Origin of the sequence: Collimonas sp. NPDC087041, assembly GCF_044745265.1 — a bacterium.
Lineage (GTDB): Bacteria > Pseudomonadota > Gammaproteobacteria > Burkholderiales > Burkholderiaceae_D > Collimonas.
The window spans coordinates 99,264-121,351 of record NZ_JBIUZX010000003.1; the positions used below are offsets into that span (position 1 = coordinate 99,264).

The window sequence follows — 22,088 nt, forward strand, 5'->3', positions numbered from 1 at the left end:
TTGCCGTCAATTTATTTGCAGCAACACTATTAGTTTGCGCCTTGAAGGCGGGAGTTTCGAATGCCCGAAGCACAATCGTCAGATATTCCGATCGCTGTGAAGCACTATCAGATTCATGGTTGCTTGGGTGAAGGTGGTTTTGCGCACGTTTATGAAGCCTGGGATAGCAAGTTGTGTCGCAGTGTCGCCATCAAGCGCCTTAAAAATATCGACGGCGTAAGCAATGCAAAAGACATGCTGCGGGAAGCACGTTTATCTTCGTCACTCAAGCATGCGGCCTTTGTCAAAATTCACGCCTTGGAAGAAGACGACGGCGATGTCCCATCCATCGTCATGGAGTTGGTGCCGGGTCGTAGCTTGAAGCAGTTACTGGCCGAAGCGCCCCTCTCAGAACTGCAAGCGCTGCTGATTGTGCAATCCATTGCAGAGGCCATGTGCGAAGCACATGACTCAGGTCTGACGCACGGCGATTTGAAGCTCTCAAACCTGATGATTGAACCTTCCGGTGCGTTGCGGATACTCGACTTCGGCCTGGCGGTGCACAGCGATTCGCAAGTCACCATCTCGCTACAGCAAGCCGATCCTCAGGGCACAATCGCATACATGGCGCCGGAGCGCCTTCGAGGCGATGCACTTGGTCCGCAATGCGACATATACGCGCTTGGTGTGGTGTTGTACGAATTGACGACGGCGATGCGACCATTTCCGCATTTATCCGGGCTGGCATTGGCCGCTGCGCATCTGCAATCTTCGTCCGAGCAATGGCACTACCCAGTGGCAATGCGTGCGGAATTAATCAGCTTGATACGCAGAATGACGGCCTACTCGAGAGAGCAGCGGATTCGCTCCATGCGCGAGACGCATAGTCAAATCGTTGAGGTTGTAAAGGCAATGCAATCGGATTCACCTGCCGCCGCCGTACCGACCGCGGTGATACCGACTGTTTCGACGCCATTGCCGCCAATAAGTAAGAATAGATTCTCTTCCCGACAGTGGCGGCGACCTGCGCAGATACTCGCACTGACAATTGTGCTGGCCGGCGGCGCATGGTTGGTCTCGCCATATGCATCGTATTTGCTGACGTTAGTCACTCCAGAAAAACCGTTCAGTGAAGCATTGGAAATGAAACTAGGACTAGCAGCGCTTAAATCTTGGGACCGACCGGGCGGACTGGACGAAGCGGAGACGAGATTCACTACCATACTCCATCACGATTCGACCAACGCTGCTGCCGTGGCAGGATTATCTCAGGTCTACAGCCAGCGCTACTGGAACGACAATCGAGACGATACCTGGCGACAGAAAGCTGCAGCGGCAGCCCAGCAGGCGCTCAAGCTGAATGACCAATTGGCACTGAGCCATGTCGCCTACGGCAATGCGCTATTTGATGAAGGCAAAATCGAGGCGGCGGCAGCAGCTTTCGAACGCGCGCTAAATCTGGATCCAGCGAACGTGTTTGCATTGGCTGACAAAGTGCAATCGCTATACAAATTGCATCGCCTCGATGAAGCATTGGCCGCAGCGCAAAAGAATCTGCAAGACTATCCGCAGGAGCGAGTATTTGCCGACCTGATTGGGGCGATATTTTATGAGAAGGGAAACTTCAAGGCGGCAGAGCTGGCCTTCCGCCAGAGTATCAAGATCCAGCCGGACGCCGTATTTTCATACGCGAATCTGAGTGCCGCACTGCTCAGCCAGGGGCGCACGGACGAAGCCATGCAAGTGCTGCAGCAAGGCTTGCAGATCAGGCCGAGCGCCTGGCTGTATAGCAACCTGGGCAATGCCTTGTTCATGCGTGAAGATTATGTAGGCGCCGTCACCGCTTTCGAGGCCGCCGTCTCCACAACCAAGGGCAACCCCAATGACTATCTTGGCTGGGCCAATCTTGGTGATACGCTGTTATGGATACCAGGTCGCGAAGCGGAAGCGCGCACAAGTTATGAACACGCGATCAAGCTGCTGTCGACACACCTCGCTCACATGCCCAACGATGAAAGAATGTTGTCACAAATGGCTTTGTACTTTGCCAGGGTTGGCAATCGCAGTGAGTGTGAAACCTTGTTGCTGAAAGTACTAAAACTGGCTCCCGACAACGCCTCTGTTCAGTTTCGTGCAGGTCTCGCTTACGAATTGACGGGCAATCGTAACGGCGCATTGGAAGCCATCGCACGTGCACGGCAATTAGGCTACCCTGAAAAATTCATCGAGACCACGCCCGAGCTGGTTGCACTACGCAAAGACCCTAGGTATTTGAAAGCAGTAACAAGTCCGTGAAAAAATGCACCAGGCACGGCGTATGTATTAAGTCCTATCAGCGTCACTTTCATGCCAACGAAATGGTTTGCAAACCAATCCAATTTCAGCGGCGAATTTCAAACCCGGAGAATTTATATGACTCAACAGAAAAAACCCGTAGCCTACACTAGCGTTCTGGTCCCATTAGACCAGAAGAACACTTCGGCTCCATACGTACCATGGGTCATTACGCCGACGCCAGTACACACTGGAAAGCCAGGTGCAATCGGTGGAATGCCGTGGCTCAGAGCAGGTGACACGATTACCTTTAACATCCAAGGCATAGCACCAGGCTCCGGCAAGAGCACACTTACTTTCACAAAACTCCCACCGATGGAATCCGGCCTGCCGACGCCGTTCAAGCAGTACAACGAGGAAAAACACCCACACCCGCCGTATCATTACAAACTGGGTGAAGTACTCGTGTTTGACAATATCGCAGGCCAGGAAGCGCAGTGGAGTTTTACCTTGGCACATGATTCTGGAAACGGCAATCAACCCGTGCTGACACTGGACCCGGAACTGCAAGTTGGGGCTGGCGTTCATGGTGGCGGCGAAGATGAAAGTTAAACAGCCTTAACGACCTCCATGCAATGGCGAGCCATCCGAAAATTCCTGATCGGCTCGCCAATTACAATAACCGCAGAAGACGCTTCAATGGTTCCGCTGGTGTCTTCAAGCTCGACGCACAGCGCTCAACATCGCCGTTGCAATCGATCATTGCTTGACGAATTTCTTCCGGCGAAATGCGCTCCAAATTTCGAATCTGGGAATGCGATTCCAACAGTTTGTACATTGACGGTCGCGATATCCCGAGCGCTTGTGCTGCGCCCTGGATAGCCCACTCACTCTTTTCCATTGCCGCCAATATCTCTGCCTCTGTCAGATCGCTCAGCCGCCGTCGAACCGATACAGCACTGGCCCTGGCCGAGCTCGAAGGCGCGTTGCCGGAGGTGTTGAACCAGGCGGCATTAGGTCTCGCGTCCACCAGCGAGTAAAAATCCGGCAGCGGTTCGCCCGGCATTGTTAACAACAAACGATTAACCGCATGTGTCAGCTGACGCACATTTCCCGGCCAGTCGTGGAGTATGAATTGCCCGATCAGCGGCGCTGGCAACTGAAGTTCGGCTCCCGTTGACAACTTCGATGTCGCCAGCAAATGAGCGATCAGCGTGCCGATATCTTCGCGCCGCGCGCGCAGTGGCGGCAAATGGATAGTGAAGCTCGCCAGACGGCGCAATAACGCCTGATTAAATCCGGCGTCATATAAATTCTGGTCGGTAGCGGCGATCAGCCGCGCGCTTGATTGTACGTCACGAGACGCACCCAGCGGACGGTAATCCCCCGTTTCCAGCACACGCAGTAGCATCGGCTGGACTGCCGTCGGCGTATTGCCCACTTCATCAAGGAACAGCGTGGCGTCCTGCGCTTCGGCGAACAGACCGGTGCGGGCGGTTTGTGACCCGGTATAGGCCCCGCGGCTAGCGCCGAACAAGTCCGCCGTCGCCAACGATTCATTGAGCGCCGCCATATTGACGCTCACCAGGCGTGCCGCGGCACGTCGGCTCAATCCATGAATTCCCCGCGCCGCGACCTCTTTTCCGGTGCCGGTTTCTCCCAGTAGCAGGACGGATACGTCGGTCCCGGCTACTTGCCGGATCTGGTCTCGGGTGGCGATTGCAGCGCTACCGATCCCCAGCCAGCCATCGACCGGATTATCTTTGGGAAGGCAATGCATCCAATGCAGGCATAACAGAACTGTCCGGCCAAGGCCCAGCACCACGCCGGCGGTAATCTGTTCGTGCGACAGAAAAGTGGTCTCGCGGATGTCGTTACCATTGATTTCGAGCACCATGCGGGTATTTCCTGATGGCGCTATGGTAATCCCGCCCTGGCCCTGTGTGATCCGCAACGGTGTCCGTGAAATCCCGCCATAAGCCAAGCCAGCGCCCTCACCTCCTGGCCGGCGAAACAACGGCGTAAAACGTGACAATTCCAACGGAGCGGATGGATCGGCCCACAGGAATTGCTCGCCTATGCGCATCGCATCTGGATGCCAAGCGACACTGAAGGCCAGCAAGGGTGCATCTGTTTGCGTGCCAGTGGATAAAGAAGGCGACGGGATCGTAAAGTCCGAATTGATCATTGCCATCCAGAAAGAGCCTGAAGGGCGAATGTAAATGAGTGCGGGGCGAGTGTCAACTCGCCCCGCTACCGGCAAAGACTCTGATAGATACTTCTCGACAGGACGGCGAGGTGCCACCTGTCAAAAAGTATCCATAGCAATTACACGTTCGACGGTGGATAAGACGCTACGCCGCCCAGCACATAAGCCAATTGCTGCTGGATCGGCGTCGAGCCACTGATCACTGGTGGTCCGAACGTGACTGTGACCGATCCTGACGACGAACTCGCATCGATTTTTTGTACCGAATAAGAGCCTGAGACACCGCCGAGATCGAACATGCCCAGCAACTTCAAGCGCACCGAAGCGTTAACCTGCAAATCGCTGGTGAGCACGCTGACGTTGGCACCGGTAAACGTCATGCTGATGGTTGGTTGCTGGCTGATGACGAAAGTTTTGAGACGCGAGAAAGTTTTACCTTGCCCAAATAATTGGGTCACGTCGAACTCGCTACCTTGCAACTGGTAGCCTGTCGCATCTTGTCCAGTCTTGGTTGCCACTTCCTGCAGCACGTCGTCCGCATACCAGCCCGTGCTGTTGTCGGTCGACAGCACGCTCGGAATCGACGCAAACAACGTCACGCCCGGATAGGTAATATTCATGGTGACGCTGGACGACGACGAAGTGTAGCGCGACAGGTCATATGAGGCGTTGCCGCTGACCGCAATATCCAAAATGCCGGCAATAGGAATATTGAAGCTGGTGCCACCGGAAATGCTCAACTGCGAGCTATCGGAACTGAAATCACTGATGCTGATTGCCACACTAACCGCATTACCTGCGGTATTCAAACCCGCAATCAATCGATTCGCAGTAGGCAATTTATTCGGCGTGAAACCAACGTAATAGTTAGAACTACCAACCTGCATGCCGCCGTTAGTCGCCGATGGCGTAGTGACGTTGGCCACAACCGCAGCAATACGCGCCGTAGCGGCATAGTAACGATTGTGCAAAGCATAACTGTCGCCGGATATGCGTTGGTAGGCGGCGATTGCATTGCGCAAGGCATTTAGCGTGTTTGGCATGTTGGTGATGCTGCCGTATGCCTTATTCATCTGGTTAAATACATCCTGCAGTTTGCCGCCAAAAGGCAATGGGCTTGTATACACACCGCCGACATTTTCAAACTCGGTCAGGATGGATGCTATCTGCCCACTGGCAGCGGTATCCTGTTTTGCCATCGTAGCCTGGTCTTGCTGGCAGAACGAGAACGTGACGGCCCCCATGATCTGTGCATACAGATTGGAAAACCCAGCACCGGTAAGGTCAGGCTGGCCGTTGCTTGCCACACCCAGCAAGGTGTCAATGTCTTGCAGCGTGGCTTGGTTGTAGTAAGCGTTGCTGCCGTAAGTGATACCGTAGTTGAAACCCGACGGATAGTTAATCATGCTGAATGTCCCGTCGAGCTGTGTCGACAAGAACTTAGTGACCTGCGACTCAATGCCATCGATAAATGCTTGCTGCATCGGCGACACGGACGCTACATCTGCAAGCAGCATGGCATTACTCAACTTAACAGTAACGCGGCATTGCGATAATGGTGGTGGCGCAGGGTTAGGATGGCTGTTCACCCAATTGGCGTAGGCATATCCTTTTGCTACATCAGCGCTGGGTGCAACAACTGTTTGAGGCCAGTCGCACAAAGGTGGTTGGGTGGTTGGGCGAGAAATACTGACGCGATAGCTAGGCATGATGTTATAGACTCCGAATAGAGTGATGGTTCAAAGAGATGTCGGACGTGAGCAGTTTTCTATCGCTGCCACACGCGCCGCATCTGATGCTAGGGGGGAGTGCCGGTCATCATTGCTGCATATCGACGATCGATTTTTTCCTCCACCAACAGCCTTATTCGCAAGCACCATGCCAAGCAAAAAAACAGCTTATTTGGCCTAATTTCCATCACATCCGTGTAAAGTCATCGATAATTTTACACATCACGATTTTCTTTACACGACGTCTTTACACACCTTTCCGCGACAATAAAAAGAGATAACGCGACAACTGGCACAAGCTCGGCGACAGTAAGGCGCTGGTGGAAATCGAATTGCCCGCTCTTCGTCCCTAGGACCTGGCCGCGATGCCAGGCAATGCCACGTCGATCACTCCAATCCCCTTACTCAATGGTGTGGGCAGGATTGTGTCTTCTCCATCAAATCGCGTTGCTTTCTATGGCGAACCAAGTCCAGCCGACTGATTTCATGCTTTTTCAGCGTTGCCTTTCAAGTCACGCCAGGTTTCGCCAGTACTGCCAGGCGGCCGATAAACATATCAAAAACACCATTAAATGTATCCCGGCGCCGCCTTGAAACTGCCGCCTGCCCCGTTAAAACAGCACTTTTCCATCCCGGCCAGCGCAAATCCGCTGCATTTCAGTCCCGTTTTTTTGTATTTTGTCCCGGCATTCCTGCAGGCTGTCGCAAGTAGATGGCGACCTATCGTTTGACTCCCTAAAGTGACGACATGCAACAACGTCACCCACTTAACGGAGAATACAAATGAACACAGCACGCCAAGCACTGATCGCCATCCTGTCCGTCGCCACTTTCGCCGCTGCAGCTCCTGTTATCGCCGCTCCGCAGCAAGCTGAAATCTCGACACTGCCAACCATCACCGTCATCGGCAAACGCCTGCCGCTGCAAACCATCACGATCGTCGCCAAGCGCCTGACAGCGCAAGAAAAGCTGGCGATGGATCAGCAGGACGGCATGCTGCCAACCATCACCATCGTCGGCAAGCGCCTCAGCCGTGAGCAAAAGACCGTGTTGGCACAACAGGACAGCCGCAAGAAGGCCGTTGCCAAACCTGTCCCGACGCTGCACGCCGTCGCATAAGACAGGCTGCTTATACCAACCCAGTTCCAAGGCAGTTCCAGTCAAGGAGATTGCAATGAACACCAATCGTCAACTCATCGTCGCCGTCACGTTATTCGCAGCATTGAGCGCAGGGATTGCCCCCGCCATGGCTGCCGGGCCGGCCAAGAAAGCAGCTGCAGCAAGCGAAGAAATACCGATGCTGCCGCCGATCATCATCATCGGCAAACGCCTCACACCGGAAGAAAAAGCCATGCTGGCGCAGCAGGACCACAATCGCAACGTAAAGAAAGTCGCACGCAAGAAATCCGATGCCAACCGCGTCGCAGCATTCACCGCCCTTTGATGTGCATTGTTTGATACTCATTGATGCCAGCCGGAAAAACGCCGATACTTGCCGCGTCCGTAACGTCTAAAATAAAGGCGCCTTCGCCAAGTCGCCGTACAACCCACAGTACAACTCGATTCTCACTCTATGAATTCTGATTCGATCACATGGAAGCAAGCTGTAGAGACCGCCTCCAGCTATCTGTCCCGAGGCTTCGACAAAACAGCAACCTGGGTCACGCAGCTCTCGTGGTGGAAATTCTTCCTGTTTGCAGTGCTGGTGATGGCCGCAGCCGGGATTTTGCAAGAAACGCTGTTTTCCTCCGATCAGAATGTGGTCGTCATCGAAAAAACCAGCAGGCATGGCAGCACGGCGAGCAAGTCTGACAAAAGCGGCGACGCCGATATCCGCATAGACGACCATGGCCTGCATATCAGCACCGCCGGCAAATCCGGCAAACCTGGCAAAGGGGATGCGGATATCCAGATTGACGGCAGCGGCGTACATGTCAAGACATACTCTTACTCGGACGACGAAAGCGATGCGGCGAGTACGCCGGCAGCTCCGGCAAGCCCAGCAACTCCTGCTGCGCCAGAGGCCCCGGCAGCTCCAGCGGCGTCGGACAAACGGGCTACGCCAGGCGTACCAACCGCGCCCTCAGCACCGGCCAATGCCGCCAACCTGGGCCTGACCTTGCCGCCCGATGCGGCGCAAGACGTCAACCAGGCCATCAACGATGCCGTTGCCGCCATCCATGAAGCGGCGGCAGACAAGGCTGAACAGCAGGTCGCCCGCTATCAGAAGAAATCGTCCGAATGGTTCGTGAATTTTGTATTGCTGCTGCTGATCGGCCTGTTCGGCACCAAGGCTCTGATGGGCGGCAAGAAACGTGCAGAAGCACGCGCCCAGGCTGCCAATGCCGCCGCCGAACACGCCAATCTGCAACGCGAGGTGTCGGAAGCGAAGATGCAGATGATCCAGGCTCAGGTCGAACCGCACTTCCTGTTCAATACCCTGGCTTCGGTCGACTATCTGATCGAAACCGACCCGCCGCGTGCATCGGCCATGCAGAAGCGCCTGATCCAGTACCTGCGAGCGGTATTGCCGCAAATGCGCGAAACCGCCACCGTCACCACACTCGGCCGTGAAGTGGACATTGTGCGGGCCTATCTGGACTTGTTGAAAATGCGCATGGAAGAGCGTTTGATAGTCGACATCCAGGTTTCCGACGGTCTGCGCAGCGCCGCCTTCCCGCCGATGATGCTGCAGTCGCTGGCGGAAAACGCCATCAAGCATGGCTTGGAAAGCAAGACCGATGGCGGCACCTTGCACATCAAGGCAGAAGTCGCCGACAATAAGCTGCGCGTCAGCGTGACGGACGACGGCCTCGGTTTCGGCGCCGTCGCCAGCAACGGCACCGGGCTGGGATTGCAAAGTATCCGCGATCGCCTCAAACTGTTGCATGGCACCGTTGCGCAACTGGTCATTACACCGAACACCCCGAGCGGCGTCTGCTCCACCATTGAAGTGCCTTATCAGGTGGTGGCGCAGAACAAGGTACAACCCAAGTAAAACCGCCGCAAGGTCAGCCGCAAAATAGCTACAGGAAACACGAATATGAAACCGCTCTCACGCCGCACTTTTTTTCTGGCACTGGCCACAGCCGCAGTGCTGCCACTGGTCAGCATCGGCAGCATGGCTGCAGAGGTAACCAAGTCTGAGCGCCCGCTTGGCGATTTCCAGCAGATCGAACTGATGGATGCGGTCAATGTGTATTTGACCCAGGGTCCGGCTAAGCCGGCCGTGATCGAAGCCGAAGCCAGCATCGTCCCGCGGGTTGAACTGACTGTCAGCGGCTCGGCTCTGCGCGTCAGCCTGAAAGGCAACAGCTTTTTCAGCACCCATCACGACATCAATGTTTATCTGACGGCGCCGGAAGTGAATACCTTGTCGATCTATGGTTCCGGCGACATCAAGGTAAAGGGAAAACTGAGCAGTAAAGACACCATCAAGATATCCATTGCCGGTTCCGGCGATGTCGACGGCGAGTTGAATGCACCCAATATCAATGCCTCCATTGCCGGCGCCGGCAATATCAATGTCAAGGGCAAGACCCGCGACCTGCGCATCTCGATTGCCGGCAGCGGCGATTACGACGGCTTCAGCCTGCTCGCCGAAAACACGCGCGTATCCATTGTCGGCAGCGGCGATGCCAATGTCTATGCCAGCAAGCAGTTGAATGTATCGACCGCCGGCTCGGGCGATGTCACCTATGAAGGCGACCCACAGGTCAAGACCAGTATTGTCGGTTCCGGCTCGGTCACCAAACGATAACCCCTCCACCTCACCTCTCAGCCTATGCCTACTGCCGTTATTGCCGATGATGAACGCCTGATGCGCGACCAGATCCGCCTGCGCCTGAGCCAGGCGTGGCCGGAACTGGAGATACTCGGAGAAGCCAAGAATGGCGACGAAGCGATCGAGCTGGTCGACCAGTTGCAACCCGACTTCACCTTCCTCGACATCCGCATGCCAGGCAAGACCGGCTTGCAGGCGGCACAGGAAATCGGCGGCAAGAGTCACATCGTTTTCATCACCGCCTACGATGAGTATGCGATTGAAGCGTTCGAGCAGGGTGCGGTCGACTATATCTTGAAGCCGGCCGAGGCGGAGCGCCTGGCGCTGACCGTAACGCGCCTCAAAGCGCGCCTGAATGCGAGCACAGCGCCGCCGGATATGGGCTCGATGCTGACCCAGTTGGCCAAGCAGATGGGCATCGCCACCAAGCCGGTCTACCTGCAATGGATACAGGCCAGCATCGGCCAGCAGCTACGACTGATTCCGGTGCAGGAGATCTTGTTTTTCCGCTCCGATGAAAAATACACCAGCGTCCAGACTGCCACCTACGAAGCGCTGATCCGCAAGCCGGTGCGCGACCTGGCGGAAGAACTCGACCCCGACCTATTCTGGCAGATCCACCGCGCCACGCTGGTCAACGTCAATGCCATCGACGGCATCACGCGCGACATGCGCGGCCGCCATCAGGTGCTGGTCAAGGGACATTCGGAAAAGTTGGAAGTGAGCCGTAGTTTCATTCATCTGTTCAAGCAGATGTAAGCAGCCGCGCCAGGTGCGCGGCAAAAAACCAACCACTCGCCTAAGCCAGCAATGCCTTGACAAAATCCTTCTTGGCGCCGGGCGGCGGAATTTCGAACTGCAGCGCCTTCTCGACGTGATGCAGGTGATGCAGCATCAGCTCGACGGCTTTTTCGGTATCGCCGGCCTTGGCGGCCTGCAGGAATTCGACGTGTTCATCGGATGAACAGGCGGCGTCCCGGGTGGATTGGTACAGCATGGTGATCAGGGAGCTGCGGCCGGCCAGCTTGGTGAGGACATCGGTCAGCACTTGGTTGCCGACGGCGCGTGCCAGCAGGATGTGGAAATCGCTCAACAGGCGCGAGCGGATTTGCGGATTTTCCTTGGACAGTGCTTCGCGCTCTTGCTGCAAATGCTGCTCCAGAATTTCATAGTCGGCAGCAGTAGCCTTGGCGACGAATTCGCGCACCAGCGCCGCTTCCAGCACGCGCCGTACGAAAAATATCTGGCGCGCCTCTTCCTCGGTCGGGCGACTGACGAAGGCGCCCTTGTCGGGCACCAGGTCGATCAGCTTGTCTTTGGCCAGCATCACCAGCGCCGCGCGGATCTTGGTGCGGCTGACGGAGTACAGCCGGGCCAGCGCTTCTTCGCGCAACTTGGTGCCGGGCGGCAGGCGCTGCTCAGCAATCGCCGTCGTGATGTCGGCGGCGATATCGTCAGAACTGTCGGCGCCGGCTGGGCTGGAAGACAGGCTCATGTTATCGATTTCCTTGATGCGTGTTCTAAAGACCAAAATTGTACTTGTAAATGCGACACCTTATAGAAAAATAAGCATCCGATACGGCCGGCGGCAAACGCCGCCAGCCACCTTGTTTTCTGCTTATGCGGGCCGCGTGTCGCTAGGCACGTGCAGCACTACCGGCACTTCTTCGTCCTCCACTGGCGGACGTGCGCCATTCAAGACAGCGTGCGCGCGGGCGCGGTCGATATCCTTTTCCCACACCGCCACCACAACCGTGGCCACGCAGTTGCCGAGCAGGTTGCCGAGTGCGCGGGCAATTCCCATGAACCAGTCGATCGACAGCACCAGCACCAGGCCGACTACCGGAATCGCCGGGATGGCGGACAAGGTCGCCGCCAGGATCACGATAGCCGAACCGGGCACCCCATGCGCTCCTTTCGAGGTAATCAGCGCCACCGCCAGGATCGCCAGCAGGTCGGTGATCGCCAGCGGCGTATTGGTTGCCTGCGCGATGAAGACGGCTGCCAGGGTCAGGTAGATCGAGAAAGCATCCAAGTTGAACGAGTAACCGGTTGGAATCACCAGGCCGACGGTGGAGCCTTTGATGCCCATGTATTCCAGCTTGCGCATGATCTGCGGCAGCACGCTATCGGACGATGCCGTAGCCAGCACCACCAGCAATTCCGCGCGCAGGTATTTGATCAGCTTGAAGATGCTGAAACCGGCCAGGCGCAGGATCGTGCCGAGTATGGCGAACACGAAAATCACGACTGCAAAGAAATACAGGATGACCAGGAAGCCCAGCTGCTGCAACGAGCCGATGCCGTACTTGCCGACGGTGAAGGCAATCGCGCCGAACACGCCCAGCGGCGCCAGGCGGATGATGAAGGACATGCACTTGAAGAAGGCTTCCGACATGCTGTGCACGACAGTGACGATCGGCGCGGCCTTCTCACCGATCAGCGACAGTGCGGAACCGAAGATGATGGAAAACAGCAGCACTTGCAGCACATCGCCGGAAGTAAACGCGCTCACCACCGTATTCGGAATGATCTTCATGACGAAGTCGGCGAAGCCGGTGCCCTTCACCTGCTTGGCAGTCTCGACGTAGCTGGACAAGGCATTCGCATCCAGCGTATCGGGATTGATGTTCATGCCGACGCCGGGATGGAAGACGAATGCCAGCAGCAGCCCCAGCACCAGGGCGACCGTCGTCACGACTTCAAAATAGATCAGCGCCTTGAGCCCGACCCGTCCCACCTTCTTCAGCTCACCGGCCCCGTAAATGCCATTCACCACAACGCAAAACACGATCATCGGAATGATCATCTTGACCAGCTTGATAAAGCCATCCCCCAACGGCTTCAAGCTCTCTCCGAATTTGGGGAACAGCACCCCAACCGCAATACCGATCACAAGTGCTATCAGCACCTGGCCAAACAGTGATTTATAAAAGCGCCGCACGTCTGTCTCCTGATTGTTTTGTTTGGTTTATACCAATTTTGGTCTGTCAGGCCCGGATGAAATAGGCCGCATCCCGGATTCAATATAATGCATTCACTTATTGTATGCAATAATTGAATTCAACTTGATTTTGCGTGTATGATCGCAAAAAACCTATAACAACAGCCGAATGGGCAGCGAAAAGTCGATTAATTATCTAGGAGACAACCATGCAAGAACCCTGGGACAGATGCGGCGAGCGGATCATGGCCTGGTCCGACCAGCTGGCGCAGCACAGCGAAGCGCCCGACATGCTCACCCGCACCTACTTGACGTCGGCACACCACGGCGCCGCAGCGCAACTGGCGGACTGGATGTGCGCCGCCGGCATGAACGTACGGCGCGACATGGCAGGCAACGTGATCGGCCGCTATGAAGGACTGACCGCCGATGCGCCGGCGCTGCTGACCGGCTCACATTTCGATACGGTGCGCAACGGCGGCAAATACGATGGCAATCTCGGCATCCTGTTGCCGATCGCCTGCGTGCAGCAATGGCATCAGGCCGGCAAGCGCTTCCCCTTTGCCATTGAAATCATCGGCTTTGCCGAAGAAGAAGGCGTGCGCTTCAAGGCCACCCTGCTCGGCAGCCGCGCCGCTGCCGGCACCTTCGACATGGCAGTGCTGGACAATCTCGACGACAGCGGCCAGAGCATGCGCGACGTGATGGCCGCCTCCGGCTTCCATGCCAGCGGCCTGGGCAAGGCCGCTTATGCGCCGGATGCCGTGCTGGCGTTTGTCGAAGTACATATCGAACAAGGCCCGGTCTTGCTCAATAATGATTTGCCGCTCGGCGTAGTGACCGCCATCTCCGGCGCCTCGCGCTTCATGGTGGAAGTCGAAGGCCTGGCCGGCCATGCCGGCACGGTGCCGATGGAAATGCGGCGCGATGCCGCCATGGCCGCAGCCGAGATCGGCTTGTATATAGAACAGCGTTGCAGTGGCACGCGCGGACTGGTCGGCACCGTCGGCCAGTTCAACGTGCCGAATGGCGCCGCCAACGTGGTGCCGGGGAAAACCATTTTCTCGATCGATATCCGCGCCGAACAAGATGCGATACGCCTGGCTGCGGTAAGCGATGTTTTGGCAAAGATCAAACAGATGGCCGCGCGCCGCAACGTCGTGATCCAGACCCGCAAGACCCACGAGGCCGTCAGCGTACCTTGCGCGCCGTGGCTGCAACAACAGCTGGCCGGCGCCATTGAAGAGAGCGGCCTGCCGCTACGCCACCTGCCCTCGGGCGCGGGTCACGACGCCATGGCGATGGCCGCCATCACCGACGTCGCGATGCTGTTTGTCCGTTGCGGCAACGGCGGCATCAGCCACCATCCGGATGAAATCATGAGTACCGCCGACGCCGCACTCGGCGCCCGCGTATTCAGCCGCTTTGTCGAAAATTTTAAACACTGACCACCTTTGGATGGGAACATGACTACTACCACCATCACCATCGACGGCTTCAACCTGACTGCACAGCAAGTGGTCGACGTCGCCCGCGCACCGCACCTGCCGGTAACCCTGGCCGACTCTTCGCGTGCCGCGCTGAAGGAAAGCCGCGACTACATCGAATCGACCTGGATGCACGATGAAGCGCCGATGATGTACAGCTTCAACACCGGCGTCGGCCTGCTGAAAGACACCCGCATCAAGGTCGAACACATCGAGCTGTTCCAGACCCAATTGATCAAGGCGCACTGCGCCGGCATCGGCGAGCCGTTCTCGGAAGAAGTCAGCCGCGCCACCATGCTGTTGCGCGCCAACGCTTTCGCCAGCAATTACTCGGCGCCACGGGTTGAAGTGGTTGATCGCCTGTTAGCTTTCCTGAACGCCGGCATCCATCCGATCATGCCGCAAAAGGGTTCCGTTGGCGCCTCCGGCGACCTCGCGCCTTTGTCCTATCTGGCGGCAGCAATCGCCGGTTTTGATGAAGCTGAAGTGATGTACCAGGGCCAGCGCATGAGTGCGCCTGAGGCCATCACCAAGTCCGGTGTCGGCCCTGTCAAATTCGATCTGAAAGCCAAGGATGCGTCAGCCCTGATCAACGGTTGCACCGCTTCGCTGGCTGTGGCGGTACTGGTGGCGCACGATGCGCGCAACCTGCTGAGCGATGCTTGCCTGTCGCTGGGATTGACGCTGGAAGCGATGCGCGCTGAAATGGCCGCATTCGATCACCGCATCCAGCAAGCCCGTCCACATGCTGGCCAGATCAAGACCGCCGCCATCATCCGCAAGCTGCTGGCCGGTTCCACCCGCACCACACATGAAGCGCGCGCGGTACAGTTTCCGGAAGAAAGCCGTCGCACCGATATCCCTTACACCGCGCGCATCCAGGATGTGTACTCGCTGCGCTGCTCACCGCAAGTCTACGGCCCGGTGTTCGATGCACTCGATTACATCGACAACATCGTCGACAAGGAAATCAATTCGGCCACCGACAACCCGCTGATCTTTGATAAAGAAGGCGGCGGTTTCGAGATCATCTCCGGCGGCAATTTCCACGGCCAGTACCTGGCGCAGGCGATGGATTTGCTGGCGATGGCGATCACCGATCTGGGCAGCATCTGCGAACGCCGCGTCGCGCGCCTGATCGATCCGACCCTGTCGTGGGGCTTGCCGCGCAACCTGATGAGCGGTGTACGCGGCGTCAACACCGGTTATCCGGTGGTGCAATGCTCGATGAGTTCGCTGGTGATGGAAAACCGCACGCTGTGCATGCCGGGTAGCGTCGACAGCATTCCGGCCAAAGGCAACAGCGAAGACCACGTGTCGAACTCGACCTGGTGTGCGCGCAAGGCGGCCACCGTGGTGGCCAACACGCAGTACATCATCGGCGTTGAAATGCTGCTGGCGGCGCAGGCCCTGACCATGACGGAAGATTTGCTGCCGGGCTTCGTGCTGGGTAAAGGCACGCAAGCTGCGTACCAGGAAATCCGCCGTCAGATTCCGGCTTGCCTGGAAGGCGATCGCTGGTTCCACAACGATATCGCGGTGGCGCAGTCGTTCGTGGTCAGCGGCTCGGTGCGCAATGCGGTGATCAAGCAGATTGGTGAGTTTGTCCAGGCAGCGTAACGCTGCTTCAGCGCTGCACGGTGGAGCGGCGGGCCGGTTCCCGCTGCCCCCAAGCGCCGGGAAATAAGGATGTCTGCTGCACCAGGCGCTGCAGCAGCGATTGACCATACAGCCAATCGCCCAGGTTGGACTCGGCGTTGATGTGTCCCAGTGCCCCGGCGTCGACGTAGTCGGCGCCCCAGGTTTGCGCCCACTGCCGGGCACGGCCGCTTTCCATCCACGGATCGTTGAGGCTGCCGACCACGATTGCCGGCACCGGCAGTTGTCCGCGCACAGCCTGGCTGACATCGAATTTATCGGGATCGGCCGGCGCCACTAGCAGCGCCCCGGCCAAATTGGGTATGTCGGTCAAGGCGGCATGCACCGTAGTGAGGCAACCGAAGCTGTGGGCGATCACCAATGTCGGTTGTTCCGATTGCCGCAACTGATGCTGCAAACGTTGCGACCAGACTTCCAGCACCGGTGCATCCCACTTCTCTTGCTCAACCCGCTCGAACGCCGGATAGAGACGTTGCCATCGCGATTGCCAATGCAGCGGGCCGCTGTTATACAGCCCCGGGGCTACCAGCACACGAAACGATGACAATGTCGGCATCTTCAGCCTCCTTCTGTATCCAGCACCTCAGCTGAGGCGCCGCCCTGCGTATCGGTCAACGCGGAGAAAGCATGCAATGAAGCCTGCGGCAAATCCCACAGGAATCCCTGGGCATGCAACGGCCAGGCAATTTCCTGCGCCAGTTGCTGCAACACCTCCAGATCACGCGCCTTTTCCAGCCTCTTGAAAATCACCTGGATGCCGCGCGCCGCACAATCCTGCAGCAAATCCACGGTCTGTGGATCCTGATTAATGCCACGCGCATCAATCTTGACAACATCCGGCTTGACTCTTTCTAGCAAGACCTGTGCCTGTGCTACATCGTCAGCATTCACCGCCAAGCGGAAATGATTGCGCCGGTAGTTGTCCAACACATAATTCAACAGCCAGCCCTGGTTTTCGGTGATGGTCGGCAGTTGCAATACGATTCGCTCTTGCGGCAAGCCCAGCAGTGTCAGGATACGCCGGAATGCCATGCCGTGATTGCTGTCGACCGCAGCCAGCAGGCGCGCGTGCACGCTCAGGTACAAATCGGTGCCGGCCGCCTCCGGTTGCCGGTAGAAATTGATCGAGTGCAGCATGCGGCACAAGCGGTCGAGCTCGATCGATTCATCGTCGCTGGCGGCGTGATCCAGCAATTTCCACAGGTACAGGCCGTTGTCGTTGGCCGAGTAACTATGGGCGAAGCCTTCATGGCCGACGGCGACGCCCTTACCCGCCGTACCATCGATGCGCCGCACCGGCTGGAATGCGGTAGTCAGCGTGGTGTTGAAATAGCGCCCTTGGGCGCGCCCATCCTGGTCCAGCCAGACCCGGCTGTCGCTGCGAGTTTCGTCGTGCGCGCCGCCGTTCAAACGGGCCAGGTATTGCTCCAGAGCTGGAAAGGACATGGCTGCCTCTTTAGGGTCAGTCGAAAGGATCAACGCGCGGCAATCAGATCTTGGCGATCGACACTTCGGTCGCCTTGACCAGCGCCACCACTTCAGTGCCGATCACCAGGCCCAGGTCCTTCACGGAACGCGTGGTGATCACCGAAGTGACGATGCCGGCAGGAGTTTCAACATCGACTTCCGACACCACAGTGCCTTCGATGATCGCCTTGATCTTGCCCTTGAATTGATTACGTACGTTGATAGCTTGGATAGTCATGATTTTTTCCCGAGAGAATACGATTGAACAGCAAATGAAAAATTTGTAAAAATGGAAATTTAAAGCTTGGCGATGGAGACTTCAGTCGCCTTCACCAGCGCCACCACTTCGGAACCAACCACCAACCCCAGGTCGCGCACCGAACGGGTAGTGATCACCGACGACACGATGCCGGAAGGAGTTTCGATATCGAGCGCGGATAACACCTCATCCTCGGTAATGCTCTGGATCTTGCCGCGGAACTGGTTGCGGACATTAATTGCCTGGATGCTCATGCTTTCTCCTTTGGTAATACGGTTATGTCAAAAACGCTTGCCTCAAAAAATCAAACAGCCCAGCCAACCTGGCTGAACGTACGTTGTAGCGACAGATCGCCGAGGGCCGCATCCGGCTGCGGCGCCGGGTGTTTCAGCACGCGCGCCAAAATCCGCTCTTCCAGCTGAGCGAAGGCCAGGTTGCCGCGCGCCCTTGGACGCGGCAAATCGACCCGTTCGTCCAGCGTGATCTCGCCATCCTCGATCAGCAGCACCCGGTCCGCCAGCGCAATCGCCTCTTGCACATCATGCGTCACCAGCACCGCGGTAAAGCCGCGCGCTTCCCACAGCGATTCGATCAGCTGCTGCATCTCGATGCGGGTCAGCGCATCCAGCGCACCAAGCGGTTCATCCAGCAACAGCAATTCCGGATCATGAACCAGCGCCCGCGCCAGCGCCACCCGTTGCCGCTGGCCACCCGACAGCACTGCCGGCCATTCGTTGGCACGCTGCTCCAGGCCGACCTGGGCCAGTGCCTTGGCCGAAGCCTGCGAGGCGCGCGGCAATCCGAGGCCGACGTTGGCCAGCACGCGCTTCCACGGCAGCAGGCGCGAGTCCTGAAACATGATGCGAATTTCCGGCTGCTTGGCAGGACTGGCGCACGCCGCGCAATCGGCATCATTACCGAAATCAATACGCCCCGCGCTTTGCTGCTCCAACCCGGCGATCAGACGCAGCAAGGTGCTCTTGCCGCAACCGCTGCGGCCGACAATGGCCACAAATTCGCCGGCGCCAATCTCAACATTGAGCGTCTTCAGCACTTCCCGATCGGCGTACGATTTCGAGACAGCGCGCACGCTGATGCCGACGCCACGGCCGCCAGTCACGCCATGCCCGGCGACGGCTTTTACTTCGGCATTTTCAACAGGATCATTTTGCATATTCGATTCCAATTTCTTTGATACGCATGAGCGGCAAGCCGCGCTTACTGATAACCGGGATGCCAGCGCAGCCAATAGCGCTCCAGTCCACGCGCCAGCATGTCAGCCAGCTTGCCCAGCAGCGCGTACAGCAGGATGCCGACCAACACCACATCGGTTTGCAGGAATTCACGGGCGTTCATCGTCATGTAACCGATCCCAGCTTGCGCCGAAATGGTCTCAGCCACGATCAGCAACACCCACACCAGTCCCAGCGAGAAGCGCACGCCAACCAGGATCGACGGCAACGCGCCCGGCAGGATCACATCCCGATACAGCGGCCAGCCGGATAAACCATAGCTCCGCGCCATTTCAATCAAACCCTTGTCGACCGAACGGATGCCGTGGAAAGTATTCAAATAGAGCGGGAAAAATACGCCGATCGACACCAGGAACAGCTTCGACGATTCATCGATGCCAAACCACAAGATCACCAACGGAATCAGCGCCAGCGCCGGAATATTGCGAATCATCTGGATGCTGGTGTCGAGCAGGGTTTCCGCCCGCTTGAAAGTACCGGTCAGCAAACCCAGCAACAATCCCAGGCCGCCGCCAACGGCAAATCCGGAAATCGCCCGCCAGGCGCTGATGCGTACGTGCGTCCACAGCTCGCCCGATATCGTCAACGACCAGGCCGCACGCGCCACAGCCCATGGCTCCGGCAAGATGCGGCTCGACAGCCAGCCGACCTTGGCGGCGAACTCCCAACCGAGGATCAGCAACACCGGCAGCAGCCATGGCAGCAGCCTTTCCTTCCAGATCCGGGCGGCTCGCCCTTTTTCCTTGGCGCGGGCTTGCGATGGCCGCTTTGCCGAAGCTGCCGATGTGATGGTGCTACTGATTGCGCTCATGCCGCCTCCTTCAACTTTGCGATGCCTTCGGCAGCAAGCCGTTGGCAATCACTTCACCGAACGGCCCGGTCAGAGGCTGTTCACCGGATGCCTCGCGGCCCTTGCCCAGCAACGGGAACACCAGTTCGGCAAAGCGATAGGATTCTTCCAGATGCGGGTAGCCGGACAGGATGAAAGTATCGATTCCCAGCGCTTCATATTCGCGCATGCGTTCGGCCACGGTCTCGGCATCGCCGACCAGCGCAGTACCGGCGCCTCCGCGCACCAGGCCGACGCCGGCCCAGAGGTTCGGCGCAACTTCCAGCTTGTCGCGGCGGCCGCCATGCAATGCCGCCATGCGGCGTTGGCCTTCCGAATCCATCTTGGAAAATGCTGCCTGTGCGCGGGCAATCACATCATCGTCGACATGGCTGATCAGCTCTTCAGCGGCAGCCCAGGCGGCTTGATTGGTGTCGCGCACGATCACGTGCAGGCGAATCCCGAAACGTACCGTGCGGCCGTGCTTGGCGGCACGCGCGCGGATATCGGCAATTTTCTCGGCAACTGCAGCCGGTGGCTCACCCCAGGTCAGGTAGACATCGACCTGCTCTGCCGCCAGTTCATGCGCCGGCTCCGAAGAGCCACCAAAATACAGCGGTGGATACGGCTTCTGCACCGACGGATACAAGGTCTTGGCGCCCTTCACCTTGATGTGCTTGCCGATGAAGTTATAGCCACTGTCGCCACCTTCTCCAGACAAGGCGGCGCGCCAGACTTTCAGGAATTCAGAAGTGATTTCATAACGTTCGGCATGCTCGGCAAACAAGCCGTCAGCCTCCAGTTCCGCCTGGTCGCCGCCGGTCACCACATTGATCAGCAAGCGGCCGTTCGACAGGCGATCGAAAGTCGACGCCATGCGTATCGCCAAGCCCGGCGTACTCAAGCCGGGGCGGATCGCCACCAGGAATTTCAGGCGCTGGGTAAAGCCGATCAGGCTCGACGCCGTCACCCAGGCATCCTCGCAAGAGCGTCCGGTCGGCAGCAGCACGCCGTCATAGCCGAGCGTATCGGCGGCAACCGCGATCTGCTTCATGTAATCGAAGTTGACCGGACGCGCACCGTGCGAAGTGCCAAGATAACGGCTGTCGCCGTGGGTGGGGATAAACCAGAAAACGTTCATGACTGCTTCCGTATTCGTTAAAAAATAAAATTTACTGCCGCGCCAATGCTGCTGGCTTCGGCTGCCAGACAATATCGGCGACCTTTATTGCACGCGGAATCAAGCCGATTTCCTTGAAGCTGTCGGCTACCCGTTGCTGATCCGCCACCATCTCTGGACTAATCACCGTAGTTGGCGACGGCGCTGCACGACGGCTCAGGAACAGATGCACAGTGGCCAGATTCAGGCCGCTGATATCGGAAATCAATTGCGCGACTTCCTTGCGATTTTGCAGCTGGTACTGGTCGGCCTTGGTCAGTTCATCCAGCAAGGTCAGCACAGTGCCAGGATAGTTTTCGGCAAAAGCACGTGACGCCAGATAAAACGAATTGTTGTTCGACAAGCCGCGACCATTGGTCAGCACACGCGGCTTGAAGCTCAATTCAGCGGCGCCGTAGTACGGATCCCAGATCGCCCAGGCATCGACGCTACCGCGCTCAAACGCAGCGCGTGCATCGGCCGGCGCCAAATAGATCGGTTGGATATCGGCCCAGGTCAGTCCGGCTTTTTTCACCGCCTGCACCAACAGGAAATGTGCGCTCGAACCTTTTTGAACCGCGATCCGCTTGCCTTTCAAATCTGCCAGCTTGTGGATCTGCGAAGCCGCCTGCACCAGGATTGCGGAACTGTTCGGTTTCGGCGGTTCAGCGCCGACGTACAACAGATCCTTGTTGGCGGCCTGGGCAAACACCGGCGGACTATCGCCGGTCAACCCGAAATCCAGGCTGCCGGCCGACAAGGCCTCCAGCAATTGCGGTCCTGCCGGAAACTCCAGCCAGACAATCTTGCTGTTCTTGAAGCGCTGTTCCAGCGTATTGCGCTGCTTCAGGATCACCAGGTTGACCGCACTTTTCTGGAAACCGATGCGTATCTGCTCCGGTTCTTTCTTGTCCGCTTGTATCTGCGCCTGCGCCATGGCCATTGGCACCAGCCCGGCCAGCAGCAACAGCAAGGTCGCGCCGGTGTTGCGTGCAATGCGAGCGCCCCATTCACCGACCGCTTTTTTCACACTTGGTATGGCGAGTGTCATGATG

Annotated in this window: 21 protein-coding genes; 9 read left to right on the forward strand and 12 right to left on the reverse strand. The window is 57.6% G+C overall.

The window, feature by feature from the left end; genetic code table 11:
- Positions 1-60 precede the first annotated feature (60 nt).
- Both ACIPF8_RS06305 and ACIPF8_RS06310 read left to right on the forward strand, forming a co-directional pair.
- Positions 61-2,274 (forward strand): protein kinase, encoded by a 2,214-nt coding sequence (locus tag ACIPF8_RS06305; RefSeq protein ID WP_400418438.1) that lies wholly within the window; start codon positions 61-63, stop codon positions 2,272-2,274.
- 117 nt (positions 2,275-2,391) lie between these two features.
- On the forward strand, positions 2,392-2,865 hold the full coding sequence (locus ACIPF8_RS06310) for a hypothetical protein (RefSeq protein WP_400418441.1): 474 nt from the start codon (positions 2,392-2,394) through the stop codon (positions 2,863-2,865).
- 61 nt (positions 2,866-2,926) lie between these two features.
- On the opposite strand, the gene ACIPF8_RS06315 is transcribed toward ACIPF8_RS06310, so the two are convergent.
- On the reverse strand, positions 2,927-4,150 hold the full coding sequence (locus tag ACIPF8_RS06315; RefSeq protein ID WP_400418443.1) for a sigma 54-interacting transcriptional regulator: 1,224 nt from the start codon (positions 4,148-4,150) through the stop codon (positions 2,927-2,929).
- Between the two features lie 431 nt (positions 4,151-4,581).
- Positions 4,582-5,979 (reverse strand): hypothetical protein, encoded by a 1,398-nt coding sequence (locus ACIPF8_RS06320; protein WP_400418446.1) that lies wholly within the window; start codon positions 5,977-5,979, stop codon positions 4,582-4,584.
- A 996-nt stretch (positions 5,980-6,975) separates the two neighbouring features.
- On the opposite strand from ACIPF8_RS06320, the gene ACIPF8_RS06325 reads away from it, so the two are divergent.
- The 5 genes from ACIPF8_RS06325 (at position 6,976) to ACIPF8_RS06345 (ending at position 10,735) form a co-directional block, all read left to right on the forward strand.
- The gene (locus ACIPF8_RS06325) at positions 6,976-7,311 is read left to right on the forward strand and encodes a hypothetical protein (RefSeq protein WP_400418449.1); all 336 of its coding nucleotides are present in this window, start codon (positions 6,976-6,978) and stop codon (positions 7,309-7,311) included.
- A 55-nt stretch (positions 7,312-7,366) separates the two neighbouring features.
- Entirely contained in the window at positions 7,367-7,636 is a 270-nt protein-coding gene (locus ACIPF8_RS06330; RefSeq protein WP_400418452.1) for a hypothetical protein, read from the forward strand.
- Positions 7,637-7,765: 129 nt separating this feature from the next.
- Positions 7,766-9,190 carry a sensor histidine kinase gene (locus ACIPF8_RS06335; protein ID WP_400418454.1) on the forward strand — a complete coding sequence of 475 codons (1,425 nt, stop codon included), beginning with the start codon at positions 7,766-7,768 and terminating at the stop codon, positions 9,188-9,190.
- A 45-nt stretch (positions 9,191-9,235) separates the two neighbouring features.
- Positions 9,236-9,952: a head GIN domain-containing protein gene (locus ACIPF8_RS06340; protein WP_400418457.1), complete on the forward strand. Its 717-nt coding sequence runs from the start codon at positions 9,236-9,238 to the stop codon at positions 9,950-9,952.
- A 24-nt stretch (positions 9,953-9,976) separates the two neighbouring features.
- The gene (locus ACIPF8_RS06345) at positions 9,977-10,735 is read left to right on the forward strand and encodes a LytR/AlgR family response regulator transcription factor (RefSeq protein WP_400418459.1); all 759 of its coding nucleotides are present in this window, start codon (positions 9,977-9,979) and stop codon (positions 10,733-10,735) included.
- A 40-nt stretch (positions 10,736-10,775) separates the two neighbouring features.
- Here the strand turns inward: ACIPF8_RS06345 and ACIPF8_RS06350 are convergent, their stop codons facing one another.
- Positions 10,776-11,471: a GntR family transcriptional regulator gene (locus tag ACIPF8_RS06350; RefSeq protein ID WP_400418462.1), complete on the reverse strand. Its 696-nt coding sequence runs from the start codon at positions 11,469-11,471 to the stop codon at positions 10,776-10,778.
- Between the two features lie 123 nt (positions 11,472-11,594).
- A complete protein-coding gene (locus ACIPF8_RS06355; RefSeq protein WP_400418465.1) occupies positions 11,595-12,920 on the reverse strand; it encodes a C4-dicarboxylate transporter DctA in 1,326 nt (441 codons plus the stop codon).
- Between the two features lie 209 nt (positions 12,921-13,129).
- Here ACIPF8_RS06355 and ACIPF8_RS06360 point away from each other — a divergent pair, with 209 nt between their 5' ends.
- Together ACIPF8_RS06360 and hutH are read left to right on the forward strand one after the other, a co-directional pair.
- Positions 13,130-14,368: an allantoate amidohydrolase gene (locus tag ACIPF8_RS06360; protein ID WP_400418468.1), complete on the forward strand. Its 1,239-nt coding sequence runs from the start codon at positions 13,130-13,132 to the stop codon at positions 14,366-14,368.
- An 18-nt stretch (positions 14,369-14,386) separates the two neighbouring features.
- A complete protein-coding gene (gene hutH, locus ACIPF8_RS06365) occupies positions 14,387-16,027 on the forward strand; it encodes a histidine ammonia-lyase (RefSeq protein ID WP_400418471.1) in 1,641 nt (546 codons plus the stop codon).
- Positions 16,028-16,034: 7 nt separating this feature from the next.
- Here the strand turns inward: hutH and ACIPF8_RS06370 are convergent, their stop codons facing one another.
- Genes ACIPF8_RS06370 through ACIPF8_RS06405 form a run of 8 tightly spaced genes read right to left on the reverse strand, consistent with a single transcriptional unit; the run spans position 16,035 to position 22,084 of the window.
- Complete coding sequence (locus ACIPF8_RS06370) at positions 16,035-16,622, reverse strand: RBBP9/YdeN family alpha/beta hydrolase (protein ID WP_400418474.1); 588 nt, start codon at positions 16,620-16,622, stop codon at positions 16,035-16,037.
- 2 nt (positions 16,623-16,624) lie between these two features.
- On the reverse strand, positions 16,625-17,512 hold the full coding sequence (locus tag ACIPF8_RS06375) for an EAL domain-containing protein (protein ID WP_400418476.1): 888 nt from the start codon (positions 17,510-17,512) through the stop codon (positions 16,625-16,627).
- A 43-nt stretch (positions 17,513-17,555) separates the two neighbouring features.
- Positions 17,556-17,771, reverse strand: coding sequence for a molybdopterin-binding protein (locus ACIPF8_RS06380; RefSeq protein ID WP_014007003.1), 216 nt, complete (start codon positions 17,769-17,771; stop codon positions 17,556-17,558).
- A 59-nt stretch (positions 17,772-17,830) separates the two neighbouring features.
- Positions 17,831-18,046: a molybdopterin-binding protein gene (locus tag ACIPF8_RS06385; protein WP_061532758.1), complete on the reverse strand. Its 216-nt coding sequence runs from the start codon at positions 18,044-18,046 to the stop codon at positions 17,831-17,833.
- 50 nt (positions 18,047-18,096) lie between these two features.
- Complete coding sequence (locus tag ACIPF8_RS06390) at positions 18,097-18,966, reverse strand: ATP-binding cassette domain-containing protein (RefSeq protein ID WP_400418480.1); 870 nt, start codon at positions 18,964-18,966, stop codon at positions 18,097-18,099.
- A 44-nt stretch (positions 18,967-19,010) separates the two neighbouring features.
- On the reverse strand, positions 19,011-19,856 hold the full coding sequence (gene ssuC, locus ACIPF8_RS06395) for an aliphatic sulfonate ABC transporter permease SsuC (protein WP_400418482.1): 846 nt from the start codon (positions 19,854-19,856) through the stop codon (positions 19,011-19,013).
- Between the two features lie 10 nt (positions 19,857-19,866).
- Entirely contained in the window at positions 19,867-21,015 is a 1,149-nt protein-coding gene (gene ssuD / locus ACIPF8_RS06400; RefSeq protein WP_400418484.1) for an FMNH2-dependent alkanesulfonate monooxygenase, read from the reverse strand.
- Between the two features lie 31 nt (positions 21,016-21,046).
- Entirely contained in the window at positions 21,047-22,084 is a 1,038-nt protein-coding gene (locus ACIPF8_RS06405; protein ID WP_400418486.1) for a sulfonate ABC transporter substrate-binding protein, read from the reverse strand.
- Positions 22,085-22,088 lie beyond the last annotated feature (4 nt).